General features: G+C 63.9%; 20 protein-coding genes. 11 read left to right on the forward strand and 9 right to left on the reverse strand.

Annotated features, from left to right (window positions below; all coding sequences use genetic code 11):
* Positions 1–102 precede the first annotated feature (102 nt).
* Genes ABIC03_RS05125 through ABIC03_RS05140 form a run of 4 tightly spaced genes read left to right on the forward strand, consistent with a single transcriptional unit; the run spans position 103 to position 4801 of the window.
* Positions 103–1596, forward strand: a complete 1494-nt coding sequence (locus ABIC03_RS05125) for an AMP-binding protein (protein ID WP_354056069.1) — start codon at positions 103–105, stop codon at positions 1594–1596.
* Complete coding sequence (locus ABIC03_RS05130; protein WP_354056071.1) at positions 1593–2240, forward strand: TetR/AcrR family transcriptional regulator; 648 nt, start codon at positions 1593–1595, stop codon at positions 2238–2240. Before ABIC03_RS05125 ends, ABIC03_RS05130 begins: the two co-directional genes overlap by 4 nt.
* Complete coding sequence (locus tag ABIC03_RS05135; RefSeq protein ID WP_354056073.1) at positions 2237–4147, forward strand: flavin-containing monooxygenase; 1911 nt, start codon at positions 2237–2239, stop codon at positions 4145–4147. The genes ABIC03_RS05130 and ABIC03_RS05135 overlap by 4 nt, the downstream gene beginning before the upstream one ends.
* An 18-nt stretch (positions 4148–4165) precedes the next feature.
* A complete protein-coding gene (locus ABIC03_RS05140; protein WP_354056075.1) occupies positions 4166–4801 on the forward strand; it encodes a 2-hydroxychromene-2-carboxylate isomerase in 636 nt (211 codons plus the stop codon).
* Positions 4802–4810: 9 nt separating this feature from the next.
* Here ABIC03_RS05140 and ald read toward each other — a convergent pair whose 3' ends face one another.
* The gene (gene ald / locus ABIC03_RS05145; protein ID WP_354056077.1) at positions 4811–5926 is read right to left on the reverse strand and encodes an alanine dehydrogenase; all 1116 of its coding nucleotides are present in this window, start codon (positions 5924–5926) and stop codon (positions 4811–4813) included.
* A 133-nt stretch (positions 5927–6059) separates the two neighbouring features.
* Between ald and ABIC03_RS05150 the strand changes: the two genes are divergently transcribed.
* The 4 genes from ABIC03_RS05150 to ABIC03_RS05165 all read left to right on the forward strand — a co-directional run bounded on the left by ABIC03_RS05150 (position 6060) and on the right by ABIC03_RS05165 (position 10404).
* Complete coding sequence (locus tag ABIC03_RS05150; RefSeq protein WP_275167682.1) at positions 6060–6539, forward strand: Lrp/AsnC family transcriptional regulator; 480 nt, start codon at positions 6060–6062, stop codon at positions 6537–6539.
* Between the two features lie 151 nt (positions 6540–6690).
* Entirely contained in the window at positions 6691–7182 is a 492-nt protein-coding gene (locus ABIC03_RS05155; RefSeq protein WP_275167683.1) for a (2Fe-2S)-binding protein, read from the forward strand.
* On the forward strand, positions 7179–8195 hold the full coding sequence (locus ABIC03_RS05160; RefSeq protein WP_354056080.1) for an FAD binding domain-containing protein: 1017 nt from the start codon (positions 7179–7181) through the stop codon (positions 8193–8195). The genes ABIC03_RS05155 and ABIC03_RS05160 overlap by 4 nt, the downstream gene beginning before the upstream one ends.
* Positions 8196–8202: 7 nt before the next feature.
* Positions 8203–10404, forward strand: coding sequence for a xanthine dehydrogenase family protein molybdopterin-binding subunit (locus ABIC03_RS05165; RefSeq protein ID WP_354056082.1), 2202 nt, complete (start codon positions 8203–8205; stop codon positions 10402–10404).
* 58 nt (positions 10405–10462) lie between these two features.
* On the opposite strand, the gene ABIC03_RS05170 is transcribed toward ABIC03_RS05165, so the two are convergent.
* Both ABIC03_RS05170 and ABIC03_RS05175 read right to left on the reverse strand, forming a co-directional pair.
* The gene (locus ABIC03_RS05170) at positions 10463–10675 is read right to left on the reverse strand and encodes a hypothetical protein (protein ID WP_007608382.1); all 213 of its coding nucleotides are present in this window, start codon (positions 10673–10675) and stop codon (positions 10463–10465) included.
* Between the two features lie 184 nt (positions 10676–10859).
* Entirely contained in the window at positions 10860–11909 is a 1050-nt protein-coding gene (locus ABIC03_RS05175; protein ID WP_354056084.1) for a hydroxyacid dehydrogenase, read from the reverse strand.
* Between the two features lie 265 nt (positions 11910–12174).
* Between ABIC03_RS05175 and ABIC03_RS05180 the strand changes: the two genes are divergently transcribed.
* The 3 genes from ABIC03_RS05180 (at position 12175) to ABIC03_RS05190 (ending at position 13809) form a co-directional block, all read left to right on the forward strand.
* Positions 12175–12741 (forward strand): thiamine pyrophosphate-binding protein, encoded by a 567-nt coding sequence (locus tag ABIC03_RS05180; protein ID WP_275167687.1) that lies wholly within the window; start codon positions 12175–12177, stop codon positions 12739–12741.
* Positions 12742–12752: 11 nt separating this feature from the next.
* Positions 12753–13355 carry a thiamine pyrophosphate-dependent enzyme gene (locus ABIC03_RS05185; protein WP_354056087.1) on the forward strand — a complete coding sequence of 201 codons (603 nt, stop codon included), beginning with the start codon at positions 12753–12755 and terminating at the stop codon, positions 13353–13355.
* Positions 13356–13431: 76 nt separating this feature from the next.
* Positions 13432–13809, forward strand: a complete 378-nt coding sequence (locus tag ABIC03_RS05190; protein ID WP_354056089.1) for a VanZ family protein — start codon at positions 13432–13434, stop codon at positions 13807–13809.
* Between the two features lie 42 nt (positions 13810–13851).
* Here the strand turns inward: ABIC03_RS05190 and ABIC03_RS05195 are convergent, their stop codons facing one another.
* The 6 genes from ABIC03_RS05195 to ABIC03_RS05220 all read right to left on the reverse strand — a co-directional run bounded on the left by ABIC03_RS05195 (position 13852) and on the right by ABIC03_RS05220 (position 20679).
* On the reverse strand, positions 13852–14235 hold the full coding sequence (locus tag ABIC03_RS05195) for a DUF1236 domain-containing protein (RefSeq protein WP_275167690.1): 384 nt from the start codon (positions 14233–14235) through the stop codon (positions 13852–13854).
* 115 nt (positions 14236–14350) lie between these two features.
* Entirely contained in the window at positions 14351–15238 is an 888-nt protein-coding gene (locus ABIC03_RS05200) for a 2-hydroxy-3-oxopropionate reductase (protein WP_354056091.1), read from the reverse strand.
* Positions 15239–15250: 12 nt separating this feature from the next.
* Positions 15251–16036, reverse strand: a complete 786-nt coding sequence (hyi, locus tag ABIC03_RS05205; protein ID WP_354056093.1) for a hydroxypyruvate isomerase — start codon at positions 16034–16036, stop codon at positions 15251–15253.
* A gap of 11 nt (positions 16037–16047) precedes the next feature.
* Positions 16048–17838, reverse strand: coding sequence for a glyoxylate carboligase (gene gcl, locus ABIC03_RS05210; RefSeq protein ID WP_354056095.1), 1791 nt, complete (start codon positions 17836–17838; stop codon positions 16048–16050).
* Between the two features lie 152 nt (positions 17839–17990).
* Complete coding sequence (locus tag ABIC03_RS05215; RefSeq protein WP_354056097.1) at positions 17991–19793, reverse strand: adenine deaminase; 1803 nt, start codon at positions 19791–19793, stop codon at positions 17991–17993.
* 85 nt (positions 19794–19878) lie between these two features.
* Positions 19879–20679 (reverse strand): NYN domain-containing protein, encoded by an 801-nt coding sequence (locus ABIC03_RS05220; protein WP_354056099.1) that lies wholly within the window; start codon positions 20677–20679, stop codon positions 19879–19881.
* Between the last annotated feature and the right edge of the window lie 41 nt (positions 20680–20720).

Genomic DNA, 20720 nt, shown 5'->3' on the forward strand with positions numbered 1-20720 from the left:
AAGGATTTCAGAGGCAGGGGGTGACGTCAAGCCGAACATGAATTATGAGTCAGAATTCATTATACAGGAAACGGCGCCGACCATCGGCCCAAAGCCCGCAAAATGATCAACCTGTCGAGCTTCGTTGCCTTTCATGCCCGGCGCACGCCGGACCGGCCTGCGCTGAAATATCGCGGCGAGGAGATCTCCTATGCGGTCCTCGACGCGCGCGTGTGGAAGGTGGCCGGCTGGCTCGCGGCACAAGGCATCGGCGCCGGCGACGTCGTAGCCGTGCTGATGAAGAACAGTGCAGCCTTCCTGGAACTCGTCTTTGCCACAAGCCATCTCGGCGCGGTGTTTTTACCGATCAACTTCCGCCTCTCGCGCGATGAGGTCGGCTACATCACTGGCGATGCCGGTGCTCGCCTGTTGATCGCCGATGAAGAATTGGCTGTGAATGCCGCTGGAGCGCAAGTTGTCATACTCGACGAGGCAGCACAGCAGAGCGTGACGTGCCTCGCCGGCGACTCTGCGGCCGCGCCGATGAACGTCCGCCAGCCGTCCGACCTGATGCGTCTGATGTACACCTCGGGCACCACCGACCGCCCTAAGGGGGTGATGCTCAGTTACGATAATTTCTACTGGAAGTCGGCGGACCAGACGGTCGCACTGGGCTTGAGCGCGGAGACGCGCCTTCTCGTCGTCGGCCCGCTCTATCACGTCGGCGCGCTCGATTTGCCCGGCATCGCCGTGCTCTGGCATGGCGGCTTCATCCATATCGAGCGCTCTTTCGAACCGGAGAGCGCGCTTGCGGCAATCGCGGAAGACAAGCTCAATGCCGCATGGTTCGCGCCTGTCATGACCACGGCGATGCTCACCTGCACGACGCGTAACCGCTACGACGTGTCGAGCCTGAAATGGGCGATCGGCGGCGGCGAGAAGACGCCTGAACTGCGTATCCGCGCCTTCTCCGATTATTTTCGCAATGCGCGCTACATCGACGCCTACGGCCTAACCGAGACCGTCGGCGGCGACACCTTCATGGACGCCGGCCGCGAAATCGAGAAGATCGGGTCCACCGGGCGCGCCATTGCTCACGTCGAGATCGAGATCCGCGACGAGGACGGCAACAAGCTGCCGCCGAACGTCAATGGCGAGATCTGCCTGCGCGGGCCGAAGATCATGCGCGGCTATTGGAAGGATCCGGAGAAGACTGCGTCAGCCTTCTTCGGCGAGTGGTTTCGCAGCGGCGACGTCGGCTATCTCGACGACGACGGCTTCCTGTATTTGACCGACCGCAAGAAGGACATGATCATCTCCGGCGGCGAGAACATCGCATCCTCCGAGGTCGAGCGTGTCATCTACGATTTGCCCGAGGTGCGCGAGGTCGCGGTGATCGGCCTGCGCGATCCGCGCTGGGGTGAGCGGCCGGTCGCGATCGTCGTGCTGGCCGAAGGCGCGAGCCTCGAGCTCGCGGCCCTCATCGAGCATTGCCAGTTACGGCTGGCGAGCTTCAAGGTACCGAAACAGCTCATCATCCGCGCCAGCCTGCCGCGCAATCCGTCCGGAAAAATTCTCAAGCGCGTGCTGCGCGCTGAACTGGAGACCGTGGCATGACGCGAGGCCCCGCCACCGAGAAAGTCACAAAGCTCAACCGCGTCGAGCGCAACGCCTGGACCAAGCAGAAGATCTTCGAGGCCGCCACGAAAATCGTCGGCAAGCACGGCTATGCCGAGGCCTCCGTTGCGCGCATCACCGAGGAGGCTGGCGTCGCGCAAGGTACCTTCTACAATCATTTCGAGAACCGTCAGGAGCTGCTCGACCAGCTGCTGCCGAAGATCGGCCTCGACATGGTCGAGTTCATCCGCGCCCGCACCGGCACGGCGGATGCAGCACGGCAGGAGATCGCGCGTTTCTCCGCCTTCTTCGACTTCATCCGCGAGGTCCCGGAATTTCTGCGCATCCTCAACGAGGCCGAATTCTTCGCACCCCACGGTTACCAGAAGCATCTCGACAACATCTCGGTCGCCTATGTCCGCATTTTGCGTCGCGCGCGACGTTCAGGCGCGATCGAGAATTACAGCGACGAGGAGTTCGAGGCCATCGTCCACATGCTGATGGGCTCGCGCGGCTATCTCAGCCGCCGCTACTCCTATTCCGCCGATGGTGTCACCGCTGTTCCCGACCACGTCATCTCCGCCTATCGCAAGCTGATGACGCGCGGCCTCTTCACTGCATCCGGAGATCAAGACACGCCATGAACATCGAATGTCCGCACAAGGCGCTCGACCTCACCTCGGCGATTGCAGAAGGGGACATCCGCTGCCTGCTGATGGTGCTGGTGCACATGACCGGCGACGAGCGATGGCTGGAACCGCCTTATCTGCCAAAGCGCGACATCCGCCTCATTCCCGATCCCGAAGCCGGCGTGCCCCGGGAGATCCAGGATGAGATCCGCGCCGCGGTGGTCAAGCTCTTTGCCGGCGGCACGCCTAAGCCCGTGATCACCGATCCCGGCGAGGAGCTATTGCTAAAGATGATGCGCGCCTGTCTCGGCGAGAATGTCTCGCCGGAATATGCGCCCCTGATGCGCGAGGAGATGGGTTTCGTGCCGCGCGAAACGCGCTGGGCCAAGCGCCCTTCAGACCAACAACTCGCCGAGCAGCATGTGCTGATCGTGGGTGCCGGCGTCTGTGCCATCGCGCTCGCCGTCGCACTCGGCCATCTCGGCATTCCCTACACCATCGTCGAGAAGAATCAGGAGCTCGGCGGCACCTGGTGGATCAACCGCTATCCAGGTTGCGGCGTCGACACGCCAAACCACTCCTATTCCTACTCCTTCGGCCCGGGCAATGCCTGGACCCGTTACTTCTGTCAGCGCGAGGAGTTGCATGGATATCTGGTCAAGGTCGCCAACGAATACGGCATCCGCAAGCATCTGCGCGTCAACACCGAGCTGACCTCGTCGCATTGGGACGAAGGCAAGCGGCGCTGGATCTCGACGCTCAGGACCGAGAATGGCGAGGAAACGTTCGAATCCACCGCGCTGGTCTCGGCGATCGGCCAGCTCAACGATCCCTCGCGCGCCAGCTTCAGGGGCGAGGAAGATTTCGAGGGAACGATCCTACATTCCGCCCTGTGGTCCGATGACATCAAACTCGACGACACGCATGTCGCCGTGATCGGCACCGGCGCGACATCGATGCAGCTCGTGCCGGCGATTGCCGACCGTGTCGCCTCGGTCACGATCTATCAGCGCAGCGCGCAATGGGCGCGGCCGGTGAAAGGGTATGCCGACCCCATCAGCGAAGGCGCGCGCTGGCTGCTCGCACATCTGCCCTTCTATGTGCAATGGTATCGCTTCAACATGTTCTGGCGCTATGGCGACGGGCTATTGCCCTTCCTGCGCAAGGACCCGGCCTGGCCGCATCCGAATCGCGCCGTCAACAAGGGCAACGACCGGCATCGTCAGGAACTGACCGATTTCATTCGATCGGAATTGAAGGACCGGCCGGACCTGATCGAAAAATGCGTCCCGACCTATCCGCCCTACGGCAAGCGCATTTTGCTCGACAACAACTGGTTCAAAACCCTGACGCGCCCGAACGTCGAGCTCGTCACCGACGCGATCGATCATTTTGAACAGAGCGGCATCGTCACCGCGGACGGCAGGCATCGCTCCGCCGACACCATCGTGGTCGCCACCGGCTTCAAGGTCACGGAGATGGCCGCGCGCCTCAACATCAGCGGCCGCGACGGCAAGGATTTGCGCGAGGCCTGGGGCAACGACAATCCGACCGCGTTTCTTGGCCTTACCGTCCCCGGTTTTCCCAATTTCTTCTGCATGCTCGGCCCCAATTCCGGTCCCGCGCATGGGGGCAGCGTCATCTTCCAGTCGGAATGCCAAAGCCGCTACATCTCCGCCTGCCTTGCCGCCATGATCGAGCACGACGTCGCCGCGATCGATCTCCGCAAGGAAGTACTGGACGACTACGTCCAGAAGGTCGATGTCGAGCACGAGGCAATGATCTGGACTCATCCCGGCATGAGCACGTACTATCGCAATTCGAGCGGCCGCGTGTTTTCCGCGATGCCCTGGCGATTCGTGGATTACTGGCGCATGACGCATGATCCGGATCTGCGGCAGTACAAGCTGACGAAGGCTTGAGCTAGGGAGGGAGCTGTCATGCCGAAGCCCAACGTGCGCATCTACACTGACTACAAGAGCCCCTACGCATTCGTCGCCAATAAGCGTCTGTTCGAACTCGAGGAAACGCACGGCGTCGAGCTCGAATGGCTGCCCTATACGCTGCGCGTTGCCGAATTCATGGGGACCGTGGAAGAGCGCACGCCGCATTTCTGGCGCAAGGTCCGCTACGCCTATATGGACGCCCGGCGCTATGCCAATGCGCAAGGGCTCGTCATGAAAGGGCCCCGGCGGATCTACAACGCGTTCTATTCCAGCGTCGGCATGCTGTTCGCCCAACAGCACGGCTTCTTCCGGCCTTATCACGACACGGTGTTTCGTCGGTTCTGGAGCCATGAGCTCGAGATCGACGATCTCGCCGCAATCACCGACGTCATCACGTCCTGCGGTGGCTCAGCCGGTGAGTTCGAAGCCTACGTCCACGGCCCTGCCCGCGCCGAACACGACCGCATCATCGACGAGGCCGAAGCGCTCGGCGTGTTCGGCGTCCCGACCATGGTGTTCAACGGCGAGCTGTTCTGGGGTGGCGACCGCATCGACATGCTGATCGAACGCATCAAACATCCCGAGACGATCGAGGCCGCGCTCGGCAGCCGCCATCGCAAGCCGGTATGAGCAGCAACGCTACGCCGCCAGCCCACTCTCGACCGGGGCAAACTCCAGCCCGAGGCTTTCGGCCACCGCCTTGTTGGCGATGCGGCCGCGATGCACATTCAGCCCGTCGCGCAGATGTGGATTTTCCAACACCGCGGCAAAACCCTTGTTCGCGAGCATCAAGCCGAACGGCAGCGTCGCGTTGTTCAGCGCCTGACTCGACGTCACCGGCACCGCGCCGGGCATGTTAGCCACGCAATAATGCACGATGCCGTCAACCAGATAGGTCGGATCGGCATGCGTGGTCGGGTGCGAGGTCTCGAAGCAGCCGCCCTGATCGATCGCGACGTCGACCAGCACGGCGCCCGGTCGCATCGATGTCAACATCGCGCGCGTGACGAGCTTGGGCGCACTCGCGCCCGGCACCAGCACCGCGCCGATCACGACGTCGGCAGCGAACACCTCCTCCTCGACCGACTCGATGGTGGAGAAGCGGGTGCGCACGCGCCCGGCAAAGAGATCGTCAAGCTCCCGCAACCGAGGAATCGAACGGTCGATCACGGTGACTTCGGCGCCAAGGCCCGCGGCCATGCGGGCGGCTTGCGTTCCCACCACGCCGCCGCCGAGCACGACGACCCGCGCCGGCTGCACGCCGGGAACGCCGCCCAGCAGCAGCCCGCGGCCGCCAGCCGAGCGCTTGAGCGCGGCGCCGGCAGCCTCGATGGCAAGGCGGCCGGCGACTTCGCTCATCGGCGCAAGCAGGGGGAGGTGACCGGCCGCGTCGGTGACGGTTTCATAGGCGATCGCAGTGCAGCCGGAGGCAAGCAAACCCCGGGCCTGTTCGGGATCCGGCGCGAGATGGAGATAAGTGAACAGGATCTGGTTTTCGCGGAGCTGGGCCCACTCGCTTTTCTGGGGCTCCTTCACCTTCACGATCATGTCGGACTTCGCGAAGATGTCGCGAGCGTTTTCGGCTATGATGGCCCCTGCCCGCCGGTAGACTTCGTCGGAGGCGCCGATGCCGCCGCCCGCACCGGTCTCAACCGTTACCTCGTGCCCAGCCGCGACATATTCGCGGACCGCACCGGGGGTGAGCCCGACGCGATATTCCTGCACTTTGATCTCCTTGGGCACACCGACGCGCATCCTGGGCTCCTTTTGATTCACCTCATGATTGTAGCGGGGTGCCCGGTTTGGTTTCGTGCAAATATCCGCTAGCTTTGGCCTCACTGCGCCGGCTTCCGGCGCGCAAACGCCCTTTCACGCTGGAAACGAAACTTTGGCCCTCGACCGGAAAGATCTCGCCATCCTCGCGGAACTCACGACCAATGCGCGGGCCAGCCACACCGAGCTCGCCAACAAGGTTGGCCTGTCCAGCACCGCGCTCGGGCGGCGGCAGAAGGCGCTGGAAGACGACGGCTACATCCAGGGCTATCAGGCTACGCTCGACCTCGCGCAATTCGGCCTCACTACCACGGTGCTGGTCCGTATCGCGCTGGAAAGCCAAAGCGATGAGGCGTTGAAAGCGTTCGAGGCGGAGGTGGTGAAATGCCCGTCCGTCGTGCGCTGCTTCCTGATGTCGGGGACCGACGACTACATCCTGATCGTGCTCGCCCGCGACATCCAGGATTTCGAGCGCATCCACCGCATGGAGCTGTCGCGCCTGCCGCGCGTAGCGAGGGTACAATCGAGCTTCGCGCTGCGCGAGGTCGTCAACCGCGCCGTGCCGAATGTGGTGTTCGGCGAAGCGAAGCGCTGATCGCAACCTCTCGGAAAGGCGAACTGCCGGCAAGTGGACTCAAAAGGAACCAACCGGCCGGTGGTCCGTTGGGCGCTATTGGCCGGCGGAGGCGTGCCCCCGCGTCAACACGGCTGACGTCCGGCACGGTCGCCGTCGCAGGGAGCAGGACATGGGCGATGTCACGCATCAGATTTCCGAACGAATCCCGATCCATCTTGTCGTCAACGGCGTCAGTCACACGCTCGATCTCGTGCCATGGACCACGCTGCTCGACGCCTTGCGGGACCATCTTGCGCTGAGCGGCACCAAGAAGGGCTGCGACCATGGTCAGTGCGGCGCCTGCACGGTGCTGGTGGATGGCCGGCGCGTCAATTCCTGCCTCACGCTCGCCGTCATGAAGGACGGCGCCGAGATCACGACCGTCGAAGGTCTTGCCAAAGACGGCGCGCTGCATCCCCTCCAACAGGCTTTCATCGACCATGACGCCTTCCAGTGTGGCTATTGCACGCCGGGACAAATATGCTCGGCGGCCGGACTGCTCGTCGAAGGCCATGCCCACGATGCCGACGAGATCCGGGAGCTGATGAGCGGAAACCTCTGCCGCTGCGGCGCCTATCCGAACATCGTCGCCGCCATCCAGCAGGCAATGGGCCAGCCATGAACAACTTTCAGTACGCCCGAGCCACTGATGTCGCCGACGCGATCCGCCTGCTCGCCGCCGATCCCGGCGCCAAACTGATTGCCGGGGGCACCAATCTGATCGACCTGATGAAGGAGAATGTCGAGCGCCCCACCCGGCTGATCGACATTTCCCGCCTGCCGCTCCGCAAGGTCGAGGAGACGTCCGACGGGTCCTTGCGCATCGGCGCCCTGGTGCCGAACTCGGACCTCGCCTACCATCCATTGATCGAGCAGCGCTATCCCCTGCTCGCCAGCGCCATTCTGGCCGGCGCCTCGGCGCAATTGCGCAACATGGCGTCGGTCGGCGGCAATCTGATGCAGCGAACGCGCTGCGCCTATTTCTATGACACGGCCACGCCCTGCAACAAGCGACATCCCGGCAGCGGCTGCTCGGCGATGGACGGCCTCAACCGCAACCATGCGATCCTGGGTACGAGCGCCGCCTGCATCGCGACTAATCCATCCGATATGAGCGTGGCTCTTGCCGCGCTCGATGCGTTCGTGCACATCGCGGGTCCCTCCGGCGAACGCACCATCGCGCTGACCGATTTCCATCGGCTGCCCGGCGACAAGCCTCATGTCGATACCCATCTCCGCACCGGCGAGATCATCACGGCGATCGAGCTGCCGCGGCACGGCTTTGCTCAAAACTACAGCTACCTCAAAGTTCGCGACCGGATGTCCTATGCTTTTGCTCTGGTCTCGGTTGCCGCCGCGCTCGAATTGGAGGGCAACGCGATCAGCGGGGCACGCGTGGCGCTCGGCGGCGTGGCTCACAAGCCCTGGCGCAGCCTCGAGGCGGAAGCTGCGTTGCGCGGCCAGGCCGCGACGCCCGATCACTTCTCACACGCCGCGGATCTCTTGCTTCAGGGAGCAACGACCCGCTCGCATAACGGCTTCAAGGTCGAGCTCGCACGCCGCGCCATCGTGCGCACACTGACACAGGCGGCGAATGCCACGCCGCAATCCCAGGCTCACAAGAAGATCGCGTGAGGACCCCATGAACGCTTATGTCGGAACGCCAACGTCGCGTGTCGACGGACGGGCCAAGGTCACGGGGGCCGCCAAATACGCCGGCGAATTCCCGGCCGACAAGCTCCTCCATGGCTTCGTCGTCGAGGCCACCATTCCATGCGGGCGCATTGTCCGCCTCGACACCGGCGCGGCACAGCAGGTCGAGGGCGTGCTCGACGTGCTCACGCATGCGAACCGTCCGCCGCTGGCGGACAAGGACGAGGCGTGGAAGGACGAGGTAGCGCCGGATGGGTCGCCCTTCCGTCCGCTTTACGATGACACGATCAAGTTCAACGGCCAACCGATCGCGCTGGTCGTGGCGGAGGACTGGGAAACCGCGAAATTCGCCGCAACCCTGGTGCGGATCGAATATGAACAGCATAGTTTTGCGACCGACCTCGAAGGCGAGCGCAGCAACGCTGCCGAGAAGGACAAGCCGCATAAGCCGCGGGGCGACGCCGCAGCCGCCCTTGCGGGGGCTGATGTGCGCCACGAGGCGGACTACGTGATACCGACCGAGCATCACAACCCGATGGAGCTCTATGCGACCACGGCGGTCTGGGACAGCAGTGGCAAGCTCACGATCTACGACAAGACGCAAGGCGTTCAGAACGTCCACAAATTTCTATGCGGCGTGTTCGAAAAGAAGCCGGATGATATTCGCGTGGTCTCGCCATACGTCGGCGGCGCCTTCGGCTCCGGCTTGCGGCCGCAATATCAGGTGGTGTTGGCAACGCTTGGCGCGCTCGCGCTGAAGCGATCCGTGCGCGTCGTGCTGACACGGCAGCAGATGTACGGGCTCGGCTACCGGCCGATGACCATCGAGCGTGTCGCGCTCGGCGCGAAATCCGATGGTACGCTCGACGCGGTCACGCACGAGGCCATTGCCGTCACCTCGCGCTACGAGGATTTTGCACGCAACGATACCGGCTGGGCCGAACAGCTCTACAAGAGCCCGAACAGCCGCTCCTCCCACAAGCTCGTCCACCTTGACGTCTCCACGCCCTGCGACATGCGCGCACCGGGCGCGGCGTCGGGCGTCTGCGCGCTTGAATGCGCCATGGACGAGCTCGCCGTCGCGCTCAAGCTCGATCCGGTCGAACTGCGGTTGAAGTGCTACTCGGACCGCGACCAGAGCGAAAACCTGCCCTACACCAGCAAGCAGTTGCGCGAATGCTACGCGCGCGGCGCGGACGCCTTCGGCTGGAGCAGACGCAATCCTGCGCCTCGCTCGATGCGCGACGGCAAGGATCTGGTCGGCTGGGGCATGGCGACGGGCGTGTGGGAAGCACTGCAGATGCCGGTCGCCGTCCGTATCGTGCTGACGTCGAACGGACATGCCGAGGTGTCATGCGCCGCATCCGACATCGGCACCGGCACCTACACCATTGTGGCTCAGGTCGCAGCCGACGCACTCGGCCTGCCGATCGAGAACATCAGCGTCAGGCTCGCAGATTCCAGTCTGCCCCAGGCGCCCGTCGAGGGCGGCTCCTGGATGGCTGCCTCGAGCGCACATGCGGTGCTCGCAGCCGCCGAGGAGGTGCGCAAGGAGCTGTTAGGTCTGGGTGGAAAAATCCCTGGCTCGCCGCTCGCCGGCGCCGAGTTGGCCGATACGGTCCTGATCGACGGCAGCATTGCCGGGGCCAGCGACACCAGACGCGCGGTCTCGATCGCCGACGCGATGCGCCATGGCGGCGTCGAACGCATCGAGAAGGAAAAGCTCAACCAGTTCGACGAGGACAAGAAGCACGCGCGCAATACCCATTCAGCCGTCTTTGCCGAGGTCAAAGTCGACGAAGAGCTGGGCGTCATTCGCGTCACGCGCGTGGTCAGCGCCGTCGCGGCCGGGCGGATTCTCAACACCAAGACCGGCCGCAGCCAAATCATGGGCAGCGTGGTCTGGGGGATCGGGATGGCCCTGCACGAGGAGACGGTGATGGATCATCGCTTCGGCCGGATCATGAACGCGAACATCGCCGAGTACCACATCCCGGTGAATGCGGATGTTCACGATATCGACGTGATCTTCGTCGACGAGCCGGACAATCGTATCAACAAGCTCGGCATCAAGGGACTGGGCGAGATCGGCATCGTCGGCGTCCCGGCGGCGATCGCAAACGCCGTCTATCACGCCACCGGCAAACGCATCCGCCGCTTCCCGATCACACTGGACAAGTTGTTGGACTGAGACGGTGCAGCGGTCCGCTCGGCGCCAGCGTCACCTCACGGGGCCCGGCCGCCAGGCCTCACGACGGAAAGTCAGCCGGTCTGACCTGGATGCGGTCGGCATGCAACGACCAGTGGTGCAGCGCCTGATCCTCGCAAAACCTCGCCTTCGCCCGCTCTCTGGCTTCGTCCTCGTCGGAGGCGTCGATCTCAAGCGTGCCCTGGCACACCTCGATCTGCCGGCCGTACTGGCCGAGCACGTCCTTCATGAACCTGACCACATAAGTTGACATGGGACCTCCTGCCTGCCCCGGCGGCGCTCACTCTAATCCCATTTAGCCGGATTGCGGGAGGGAGATTTTGACGCGGATCAAAGGCGGCGCGGTTCCCGCCCGTCGATCATTCCGTGGCGCGTAGCGCTAACCGGGAAATGGACAGCAGGAGCGTAGCACCCTGGAAGGACAAAGCGACTGCCGACTACGCCGGCGTCACACCAAACGCATGCTTGAATCGCTCGGCATAGCGTGGCCAGACCTCCGGATTGATGATGCGCGGCGGGCGCTTGCCGTCGAGCGTATCCAGCACCTGCTCGGCCGCGATGCGGCCCATGTTCTGCCGCGCCTCGATCGTGACGCCCGCGGTATGCGGGCTCGCCAGCACGTTGTCGAGTTGGAGCAGCGGATGCTCCGGCGGCGGCGGCTCCTTGGACCAGACGTCGAGACCGGCGCCCGCAATGCGCTTGTCGCGCAGGGCCTGGAGCAGCGCATCCTCATCGTGGATGAAGCCGCGCGCCGTGGTGATAAAGTACGCATGCGGCTGCATCAACCCAAACTCGCGCACGCTGATCATGTTGCGGCTGCCCTTGTTGAGCGGGCAGGAGATCGAGATAAAATCGGCGCGGCGCAGCAGCTCGTCGAGCTCCACCTTTTCCCCGCCCCGTTCGGCCATCACCTCGGCCGTGAGGTAGGGATCATAGGCCAGCACCTTCATGCCGAACAGGCCCTTGCACAGCGCGGCGATGCGGCGACCGACATTGCCGAGGCCGATGATGCCGACGGTTTTGTGCTCGATCTCGTTGCCGACGAGTTCGTTGCGGTTGACGTTGGCCTCCCTGCGAAGCTTGCGGTCGGACTGGATGATGCGCTTGGACAGCGTCAGCATCATCGCCAGCGCATGCTCGGCGACGGAATGGGCATTGCCGCCGGACTGGTTGACGACCAGCACGCCCGCATCGGTGCACGCCTCGACGTCGACGGGATCGAAGCCTGCACCATTGCTCGAGACCAGCAACAGGTTCGGCGTGCGTTTCAGGAAGGCGGCATCGACGTGGAAATGCGGGGCGAGTTCGTCCCGGGCGGCGCCGATCTGGTAGACATGAGCGACACCGATGATCGGCGCGTAGAAGTCTTCGGGACTCTCGTTCTCGATGCGATCGAGCCGGACGTCGGGCCGCGCCTTCAGAATGTCGATATAGATCGGATTGGCCAGATATTTGACGTAGAAGACGCGCTTGCTGTTGACGGACATAAGGACCTTTCCGGCTCTCTCCTGGAGATCCGCAGGGCCAGCGCGGCGCGCGCTCCTTTCATGCGTTCCTCCGTTCTCTTGTTATTGCCGCTTATGACACGGCGCCAGCGGCCGCGGCAGGCCGTCTGGCGCAGATCACGGTGCAGCCCGGACATGTTGACAATCCCGCTGCCTGCGTCAAGTTCGGCAGACCGCCGCGACGGCCGACACGAGCCTAAGGCAATGGCAAAGACCAAGAAGCATGCGCGGCCGAAGGGAGAACGCAATGCCGATTGCGGAGCAACAAACCTCGTCCGAGGCGGCGCAGACCTCCAGTGACACGAGCTGGCACGGCATCGTCCTGCAAACCCTGAAGCGGAACGAGATTAGCCTCGTCCCTTACGTGCCTGACCGCGTGCTGACGCCGCTGATCAAGAACCTGCACGCCGATCCGTTCTTCACCACCTTTGCCACCGCCCGCGAGGAGGAGGCCGTCGGCATCGTCTCGGGCGCCTGGATGGGCGGACGACGAGGCGCGGTGTTGATGCAGACCTCGGGCTTTGCGACGCTCGCCAACGTGCTGGCCTCGCTCGCGGTGCCCTACCAGATTCCGCTGATCATGTTCGTGTCCGAGCGCGGCACGCTCGGCGAGTTCAACTACGGCCAGTCACTGGTCTGCCGCACCATGCGTCCGGTGCTGGATTCGTTGGCACTGGAGCATCACACCATCACCCGGCTCGACGAGCTCGAATTCATTGCCGACCGTTCGATCAAGCAGGCCGTGACGACGCAGGCGCCGGTGGCACTGATCCTCAACCCGCTGCTCACCGGCGGCAAGGTGTTCAACAAGTGAGGCCTGCCCGAATGAATACCGACGCGCGCAACACCAAAGTGATGAACCGCTTCGACGTCACCTCGCGCCTGATCGCAAAACTCGAGCACGAGGAAGCCGTGATCGGCGGCATCGGCAACACCAATTTCGATCTCTGGGCCGCCGGCCACCGTCCGCAGAATTTCTACATGCTCGGCAGCATGGGGCTCGCCTTCCCGATCGCGCTGGGCGTGGCGCTGGCGCAGCCGGAGCGGCGCGTCTTTGCGCTCGAAGGCGATGGTTCGCTCCTGATGCAGCTCGGCGCGCTCTCGACGATCGCGGCGTTGAAGCCGAAGAACCTCATCATGATCGTGATGGACAACGGCATCTATCAGATCACCGGCGCGCAGCCGACACCGGCCGCGAACGTGGCTGACATCGTCGCCATCGCGACTGGCTCCGGGCTTGCCAACAGCGCCTGGGCCGCGGACGAGGAGGATTTCGAGCGTCTGGTCGAGGAAGCCATGTCGGCCGGCGAGCCCAGCCTGATCGCCGTTCGTATCGATGACAAGCCGGGCGTCGGCGCCACCCGACGCGATCCCGTACAGATCCGGGAGCGCTTCATGCACGGCCTTGGCGTGCGGGAGCCGCTTTAACATTTCGTCATTAACTACACGGCGATCTGATCCTAGCGCCTCGGCAGGCTGCTGCAATCCGTGCTAAGCGGTGCGGATGTCCTTTTTAGTTCGCTCCTCTGCCTGGCTGCTTGCCGCCGCCGTCGCCTTTGCCACCCTCGGCCCGCCCGGCCTGCGGCCCCATTCCGACCTTGGCCAGGACGGCGAACATGCCCTCGCCTTCGTGCTGGTGGGACTAGCCTTCGGCCTCGCCTATCCGCGCCGCCGCCTGTCGGCCACAGCCATCGCCGTGGTGCTGATCGGCCTGCTCGAACTGATGCAATTCTGGGCACCGGGACGGCATGCGCGGCTGGAGGACTTTCTGGTCGATGCCGGCACCACCTGCATTGGCTTCGCGCTCGCGGCCATCGCCGATTGGGGCATGACGCGGTTTCGCGCGAATTCGGCCCTGACGAGCCAAGGCCCCGCGGAATGATGCTCCGCAGGGCCCGTCTCTTCAAAGCTCACGCTCGATCGATCAGTCGATGATCTTGACGACGCGGCGCGTGCGCGGCTCCACGATCACGCGGCGATCGTTCACGACCGCATAGCGATATTCGGTGTAGTTCGGCACGGGCCGCAGCACCACGGTCGGCGGCAGTGGCTCGCCGACCACGACGCGATCCTCGACGACTACGGATTCACTACGCGGGATGCCGCCCAGAATGGCATTCGGAATTTCCAGACCGGCGCCGACAGCGGCGCCGACGGTACCACCGACCATCGCTCCGACCGGGCCGCCAATGTCGCCGCCCGCGCGTGCGCCGTTCCTGGCGCCTTCTTCGGTCGTCGACTGAGCAAAGGCCGCACTCGACGCCAGCAGCGACGCGGCAGCCAACGAAATCGCAAGACGGGTTTTCATGTGCTTATGTCTCCAGTGATTGTTGTGCGCCTTCAACCGCGGGGCCGGATCATTGTTCCGGTTCCCCGCCCGATCTAGGCAGAACTACAAGTGGAGACTGTTACCCGGTAACAGTTCAGGTCGCGGCGATCTCGTGCCCCGCCATCAGTTCCAGCGCGCGCACCATTGCCGAGTGATCCCAACCCTTGCCGCCATGCGCGGCGCAAGACGAGAACAATTGCTGCGCCACTGCCGTGCTCGGCAGCGACAGGCCGAGGACGCGGGCGCCTTCAAGCGCGAGGTTGAGATCCTTCTGGTGCAGCTCGATGCGGAAGCCGGGATCGAAATTGCGCTTCACCATGCGCTCGCCATGCAATTCGAGAATCCGCGACGACGCAAAGCCGCCCATCAGGGCCTGCCGCACCAGCGCCGGATCCGCACCGGCTTTCGACGCGAACAGCAGCGCTTCGCTGACCGCCTCGATCGTCAACGCGACGATGATCTGGTTGGCGACCTTCGTCGTCTGGCCGTCGCCATTGGCGCCGACCCGGGTGACATTCTTTCCCATCCGGTCGAAGATCGGCTTCATGGTGTTGAAGGCGCGCTCGGGGCCACCGACCATGATGGTGAGGCTTGCCGCCTTGGCACCAACCTCCCCGCCTGACACCGGTGCGTCGAGATAATCCGCGCCGAGCGCCTCGATCTTCTTCGCAAACTCCTTGGTCGCCAGCGGCGAGATCGAGCTCATGTCGACCACGATCTTGCCCTTGGAAATGCCGCCCGCGACGCCGTCCTTGCCGAACAGCACGGCCTCCACATGCGGCGTATCCGGCACCATGATGATGACCGCATCGGCCTCCTCCGCGACCTCCTTGCTTGACTTGCAATCAACGCCGCCGGCGGCGATCAGCTCGGGTGCGACCGGCCCGACATCGTGCAGGAGAACGCGATGGCCTGCGGCCAGAAGATGCCCGGCCATCGGCCGTCCCATGGTGCCAAGTCCAATAAAGCCGATGTCGATCATGTCAAAGTTTCCTCAGGTCTCAAACGTTTGCGCGGCGTGCCAGGACAGGCCTTCCAGCGTCGTGGTGCGCGGCTTGTATTCGCAACCGATCCAGCCGCGATAGCCGATCGCGTCGAGATGGCGGAACAGGAAGGGATAGTTGATCTCGCCGGTGCCGGGCTCGTGACGGCCGGGATTGTCGGCGAGCTGTATATGCGCGATCTGCGGGAGATATTCCTGCATGGTACGGGCGAGATCGCCCTCCATGATCTGCATGTGATAGATGTCGTACTGGATAAACAGATTGTTGGAGCGCACCTCGGAGATCAGCTGCACGGCCTGCTCGGTGCCGTTGAGGAAGAAGCCGGGAATGTCGAGCGTGTTGATCGGCTCAACCAGAAGCTTGATGTTCTCGCGCGCCAGCGTCGAAGCGGCGAAGCGCAGATTCCCGACCAGGGTTTCGTTGAGTTCGCGCGGATCGGCATCGACAGGCGCGATGCCGACGAGACAGTTGAGCTGCTCGCAATCGAGCGCCTTGGCATAGTCGATGGCGCGAAACACGCCGTCCCTGAACTCGCTGACACGATCCGGCAGGATCGCTATGCCGCGCTCGCCTGCCGCCCAATTGCCGGCCGGCAGATTGTGCAGCACCTGTGTCAGCCCATGGCTGTCGAGTTGCTCGCGCAGCTGCGCCTTGTCGAAATCATAGGGGAAGAGGTACTCGACCCCACCGAAGCCCGCTGCTTTGGCCGCTGCGAAGCGGTCCACGAACGGCATTTCGTTGAAAAGCATGGTGAGATTGGCGGCGAATTTCGGCATGATGCTGCTCCCTATTCCGCCGGCTGCAGCACGCCGGGCCGCGCTGTCGCGACCTCGTCGAGCGGCAAATCCAGCACCTCCTCGAATTCGACGATGTTGTCGATTTCCGTGCCCATCGCGATGTTGGTGACGCGTTCGAGAATGAACTCGACCATCACGGGCACGCGGTGCTTCGCCATCAATTCGCGCGCAGTGGCGAACGCGGCCTGCGCGTCCTTGGGATCGGTGACGCGGATCGCCTTGCAGCCGAGCCCTTCGGCGACGGCGACGTGATCGACGCCGTAGCCGCCGAGCTCGGGCGCGTTGATGTTCTCAAAGGAAAGCTGGACGTGATAGTCCATGTCGAAGCCGCGCTGGGCCTGTCGAATCAGGCCGAGATAGGAATTGTTCACGACGACGTGGATGTAGGGCAGATTGAATTGCGCCCCGACCGCGAGCTCTTCGATCAGGAACTGGAAATCGTAGTCGCCGGAGAGCGCGACGATGTCGCGATCCGGACACGCCGCACGCACGCCGAGCGCCGCGGGTAGCGTCCAGCCGAGCGGTCCCGCCTGCCCGGCATTGATCCAGTTGCGCGGCTTGTAGACGCCCAGGAACTGCGCGCCAGCGATCTGCGAAAGGCCGATCACGGAGACGTAGCAGGTGTCACGGCCAAAGGCCTTGGTCATCTCCTCGTAGACGCGCTGCGGCTTGATCGGTACGTTCTCGAAATGGCTCTTGCGCAGCATCGTCTTCTTCCGGTCGCGGCAGGAAGCGGGCCACGCCTGGCGCTCGCGCAGCCTGCCTGACCGGCGCCACTCCTTGGCGACGGCGACGAACAGTTCGAGTGCCGCCTTCGCGTCCGAGACGATGCCGAAATCGGGATTGAACACGCGCCCGATCTGGGTCGGCTCGATGTCGACATGCACGAAGGTGCGACCCTTAGTGTAGGTCTCGACCGAGCCGGTGTGGCGGTTTGCCCAGCGATTGCCGATGCCGAGGACGAAATCGGATTCGAGCATCGTGGCATTGCCGTAACGGTGGCTGGTCTGAAGACCGACCATGCCGGCCATCAGCACGTGGTCGTCGGGGATAGCGCCCCACCCCATCAGCGTCGGCACGACCGGCACGTTGGCGATCTCGGCGAATTCCACCAGTAGATCCGAGGCGTCAGCATTAATCACGCCGCCGCCCGCGACGATCAGCGGCCGTTCGGCCGCATTGAGCATCTCCAGCGCCTTCTCGACCTGCTTGCGGGTCGCGGTCGGCTTGTAGACCGGCAGCGGCTCATAGGTCTCGTCGTCGAACTCGATCTCGGCGAGCTGCACGTCGAGCGGCATATCGATCAGCACGGGGCCGGGCCTTCCCGAGCGCATCACGTGAAAAGCCTGGCTGAACACGCGTGGCACAAGCGCCGGCTCGCGCACCGTCACCGCCCATTTGGTCACGGGCTTTGCGATCGATTCGATGTCGACGGCCTGGAAATCCTCCTTGTAGAGCCGCGCCCGCGGCGCCTGGCCGGTGATGCACAGGATCGGGATCGAGTCGGCGATCGCCGAATAGAGCCCGGTGATCATGTCGGTGCCCGCCGGCCCCGAAGTTCCGATGCAGACGCCGATATTGCCCGCCTTGGCCCGCGTATAGCCCTCGGCCATGTGCGAGGCACCCTCGACGTGCCGCGCCAGGATATGGCGGATCGAGCCGCGCTTCTTCAGCGCCGAGTAAAGCGGATTGATCGCGGCCCCTGGAACGCCGAAGGCAGTCGAGATGCCCTCCTTCTCCAGAATTCGCACGGCAGCATCGATGGCTCGCATCTTCGCCATATCGGACCTCGCTCGGTTATGTTGGCTCGAGCGAGATCATCGGGCGCGCGGGATACAATCTCAACGAGATCGATTTTATTTTCCACGATGCGGCAACCGCGGAAAAATCGCGGCAGCTTCAGTCAGTTAAGTCGAGACACGCGTGAAAGCGGTCACTCGAACAGCGGCGCCAGCTGCATTTGCGGGACCAGCACGAGGCCCTTGTCGGTGATGCGAATTTCCGGAATGACCGATAGCGGAATCAGATTGAAGCCCATGTAGGGGATGGTGCAGCCGGCTTCCGCCCATTCCTTCTTCAGCGCCTTGACCTCTTCGGCCACTTCGGTAACGCGCTTGTCGGACAGGAGGCCGGCGATCGGTAGCGGCACTAGCGCCCTCACCTTGCCCTCGGCGACGAGGCAGACGGCGCCCTGTTGCTCCTTGATGGCGGCGACCGCGACCTGCATGTCGGCCTCGTTGGTGCCGGCCACGATGATGTTGTGGCTGTCGTGCCCGACGCTGGAGGCGACCGCGCCGCGCTTCAGGCCAAAGTCCTTCAACAGGCCATAGGCGACATTACCGGCCGATTTGCCGTGACGCTCGACCACCGTGACGAAGCACAGGCCGTAGCGGGCGAACAGTGAGGGCCAGTCCTTTGCGGGCTCGATCGCGATCTTCTCGTGGATCAGCGTGATGCCGGGCAGCGCCGTCTTGATCGCGTTGACGGTACAGGCTTTCGCCGGAAGCTCCGGCGTCAGCTTGACCTTCTGGGGCAGTTTTACGGTCGCATAGGCCGCCTTCGGGTATTGATAGCGCTGCGACAGCGCCTGATCGAGCTTCGGCGTGATCTTGCGGTTCTCGACCACGAGCTCGCCGCCATACCAGGTGCATTGCGGCTTCAGATTGTCGTCCATCAGCACCAGATCGGCGCGGCGGCCGCCGCCGAGCCCGCCGATATCGCTGTCCATGTTGAAGCGCGTGGCGCCATGCAGCGATCCCATCGACCAGGCCTGCTCGGGCGACATCCCTGCCTTCACGGCTTCGCGCACCACCCAATCGAGCCCAAACAGCAGGAGATCGTCGGCATCGCGATCGTCGGTGCACACGGCGGTGCGTTTATGCGAGGCCCCGAGTTCGGTGATGGTCCGGATCGCCTGCGGCAGCGAGTGCCAGGGCGTGGTCGGCGGTCCCCCGCGCAAGAACACCCAGACCCCGGCATCCAGCAAGTCGTCGGCGATGTCGCGGTCGATCGCCTCGTGGGTATCGGTGACACCTGATGCCGCATAGGCCGCAACAAAGTCGCGGCCGTAGACGTGACCGGACACCGGCCGCCCGCGCTTCAGGGCGGCGGCGAGGATCGCGTGGCTTCGCTCATCGCCCATGGTGACGGGCACAAAATCCATCTTCTCACCGAGCCCGACGGCTTCCGGCCAGCGGTCGAACAGGCCGGCGATCTTGTCCGGCGTGAGATCGCCGCCCGCCGTCTCCAGTGCGGCCGAAGTGGCAGGGACCGTGGAAGGCACCGTCAGGAAGATCGAAAGCGGCGCCTCGCGCGCGTCCTCCAGCATCGCCTCGACGCCGGCGACGTCCATCACGTTGCCGATCTCGTGGCTGTCGCAGAAGATCGTGGTGGTGCCGTTGAGCAGTGCCGCCTCGGCATAGGCACAGGCCGTCACCATCGAGGATTCGATGTGGATGTGCGGATCGACCAGCCCCGGCGCGACGATGCCGCCGGCCGCGTCGTAAACCGGCACGTTGCTGAAGACTTTCTTCGCAGCACCGGCCGGCTTCACCGCAGCAACGCGGCCGCCGGTGATCCAGATTTCGCGGCTCGCGTGGATGCGCTCCGAATAGGTCGAGAGCACCCGCGCGCCGGTGACGACTAGATCCGGCGCGACACGCGCCGAGGCCACATCGGCCAGACGCCGGGTCATCGAATGCAACGGGGCGACGGCGAAGCGGGTAAGTTTGGTCATCAGGACCCTCGCGTGGCGTTATGGCCCTGCGATGGTTACGCCCTGCGCCGGGCCGGGCAAGCGCAAATATAACGGCACGCCCTGCTTACGCCTTAGGCGGCGAAGTGCCTGCCGTCCCTGACCTCGCGGGTCTGCGCGAGTTCCGTCGTCTCGGGGCCGCTGCGGCAGCGGGCTTGACCCGAATCCGCATCGACCTCCCGTTCTGCTCGTCGATCTCGAACGCATTCGTCTTGCGCACGAGGTCACTCAGTTTGCGGAAGCCGAACGTTCTCGGATCGAAATCGGACGCAAGATTGGCAAGTTGGCGGCCGACTTCCCCAAGCGTCACCCATCCGTCCTCGCTCTCCATCTGGGTGATGACCTTCTTGATGATGGGGGTTGCGGCATCGAGCGGCTGAAGCGACGTCGATCTCAAGGCGGCGTCCTGGGTGTTCGCCGGGGCGGGAAGCAGGTTCTCCGTGTAGACGAACCTTCGGCAGGCCTGCCGGAAGCTCTCCGGCGTCTTCTGTTCGCCGAACCCAAAGACATCGATGCCCTGCTCCCGGATCCGGGCGGCGAGACGGGTAAAATCGCTGTCCGACGACACCAGGCAAAAGCCGTCGAACCGGCCGCTGTGAAGCAGGTCCATCGCGTCGATGACCAGGGTGATGTCCGACGCATTCTTCCCTGTCGTATAGGCGAACTGCTGCTGCGGGATGATGGCGTGTTTCGACAGGATGTCGGCCCAGCCCCTCGACCTGGCATTGGAGAAGTCGCCGTAGATGCGGCGAACGCTGGCCTCGCCGATCTTGGCAATCTCCTCGAACAGTCCATCGGCGATCTTTGCCGAAGCATTGTCGGCATCGATCAGGACAGCGAGACGGGGCGAACGGAGCTCTGACGGCATGACTTTCCCTCACGAGATGGACTTAGCACGAGAAGACGCTC

The organism is Bradyrhizobium sp. RT6a (genome assembly GCF_040547675.1).
GTDB lineage: Bacteria > Pseudomonadota > Alphaproteobacteria > Rhizobiales > Xanthobacteraceae > Bradyrhizobium.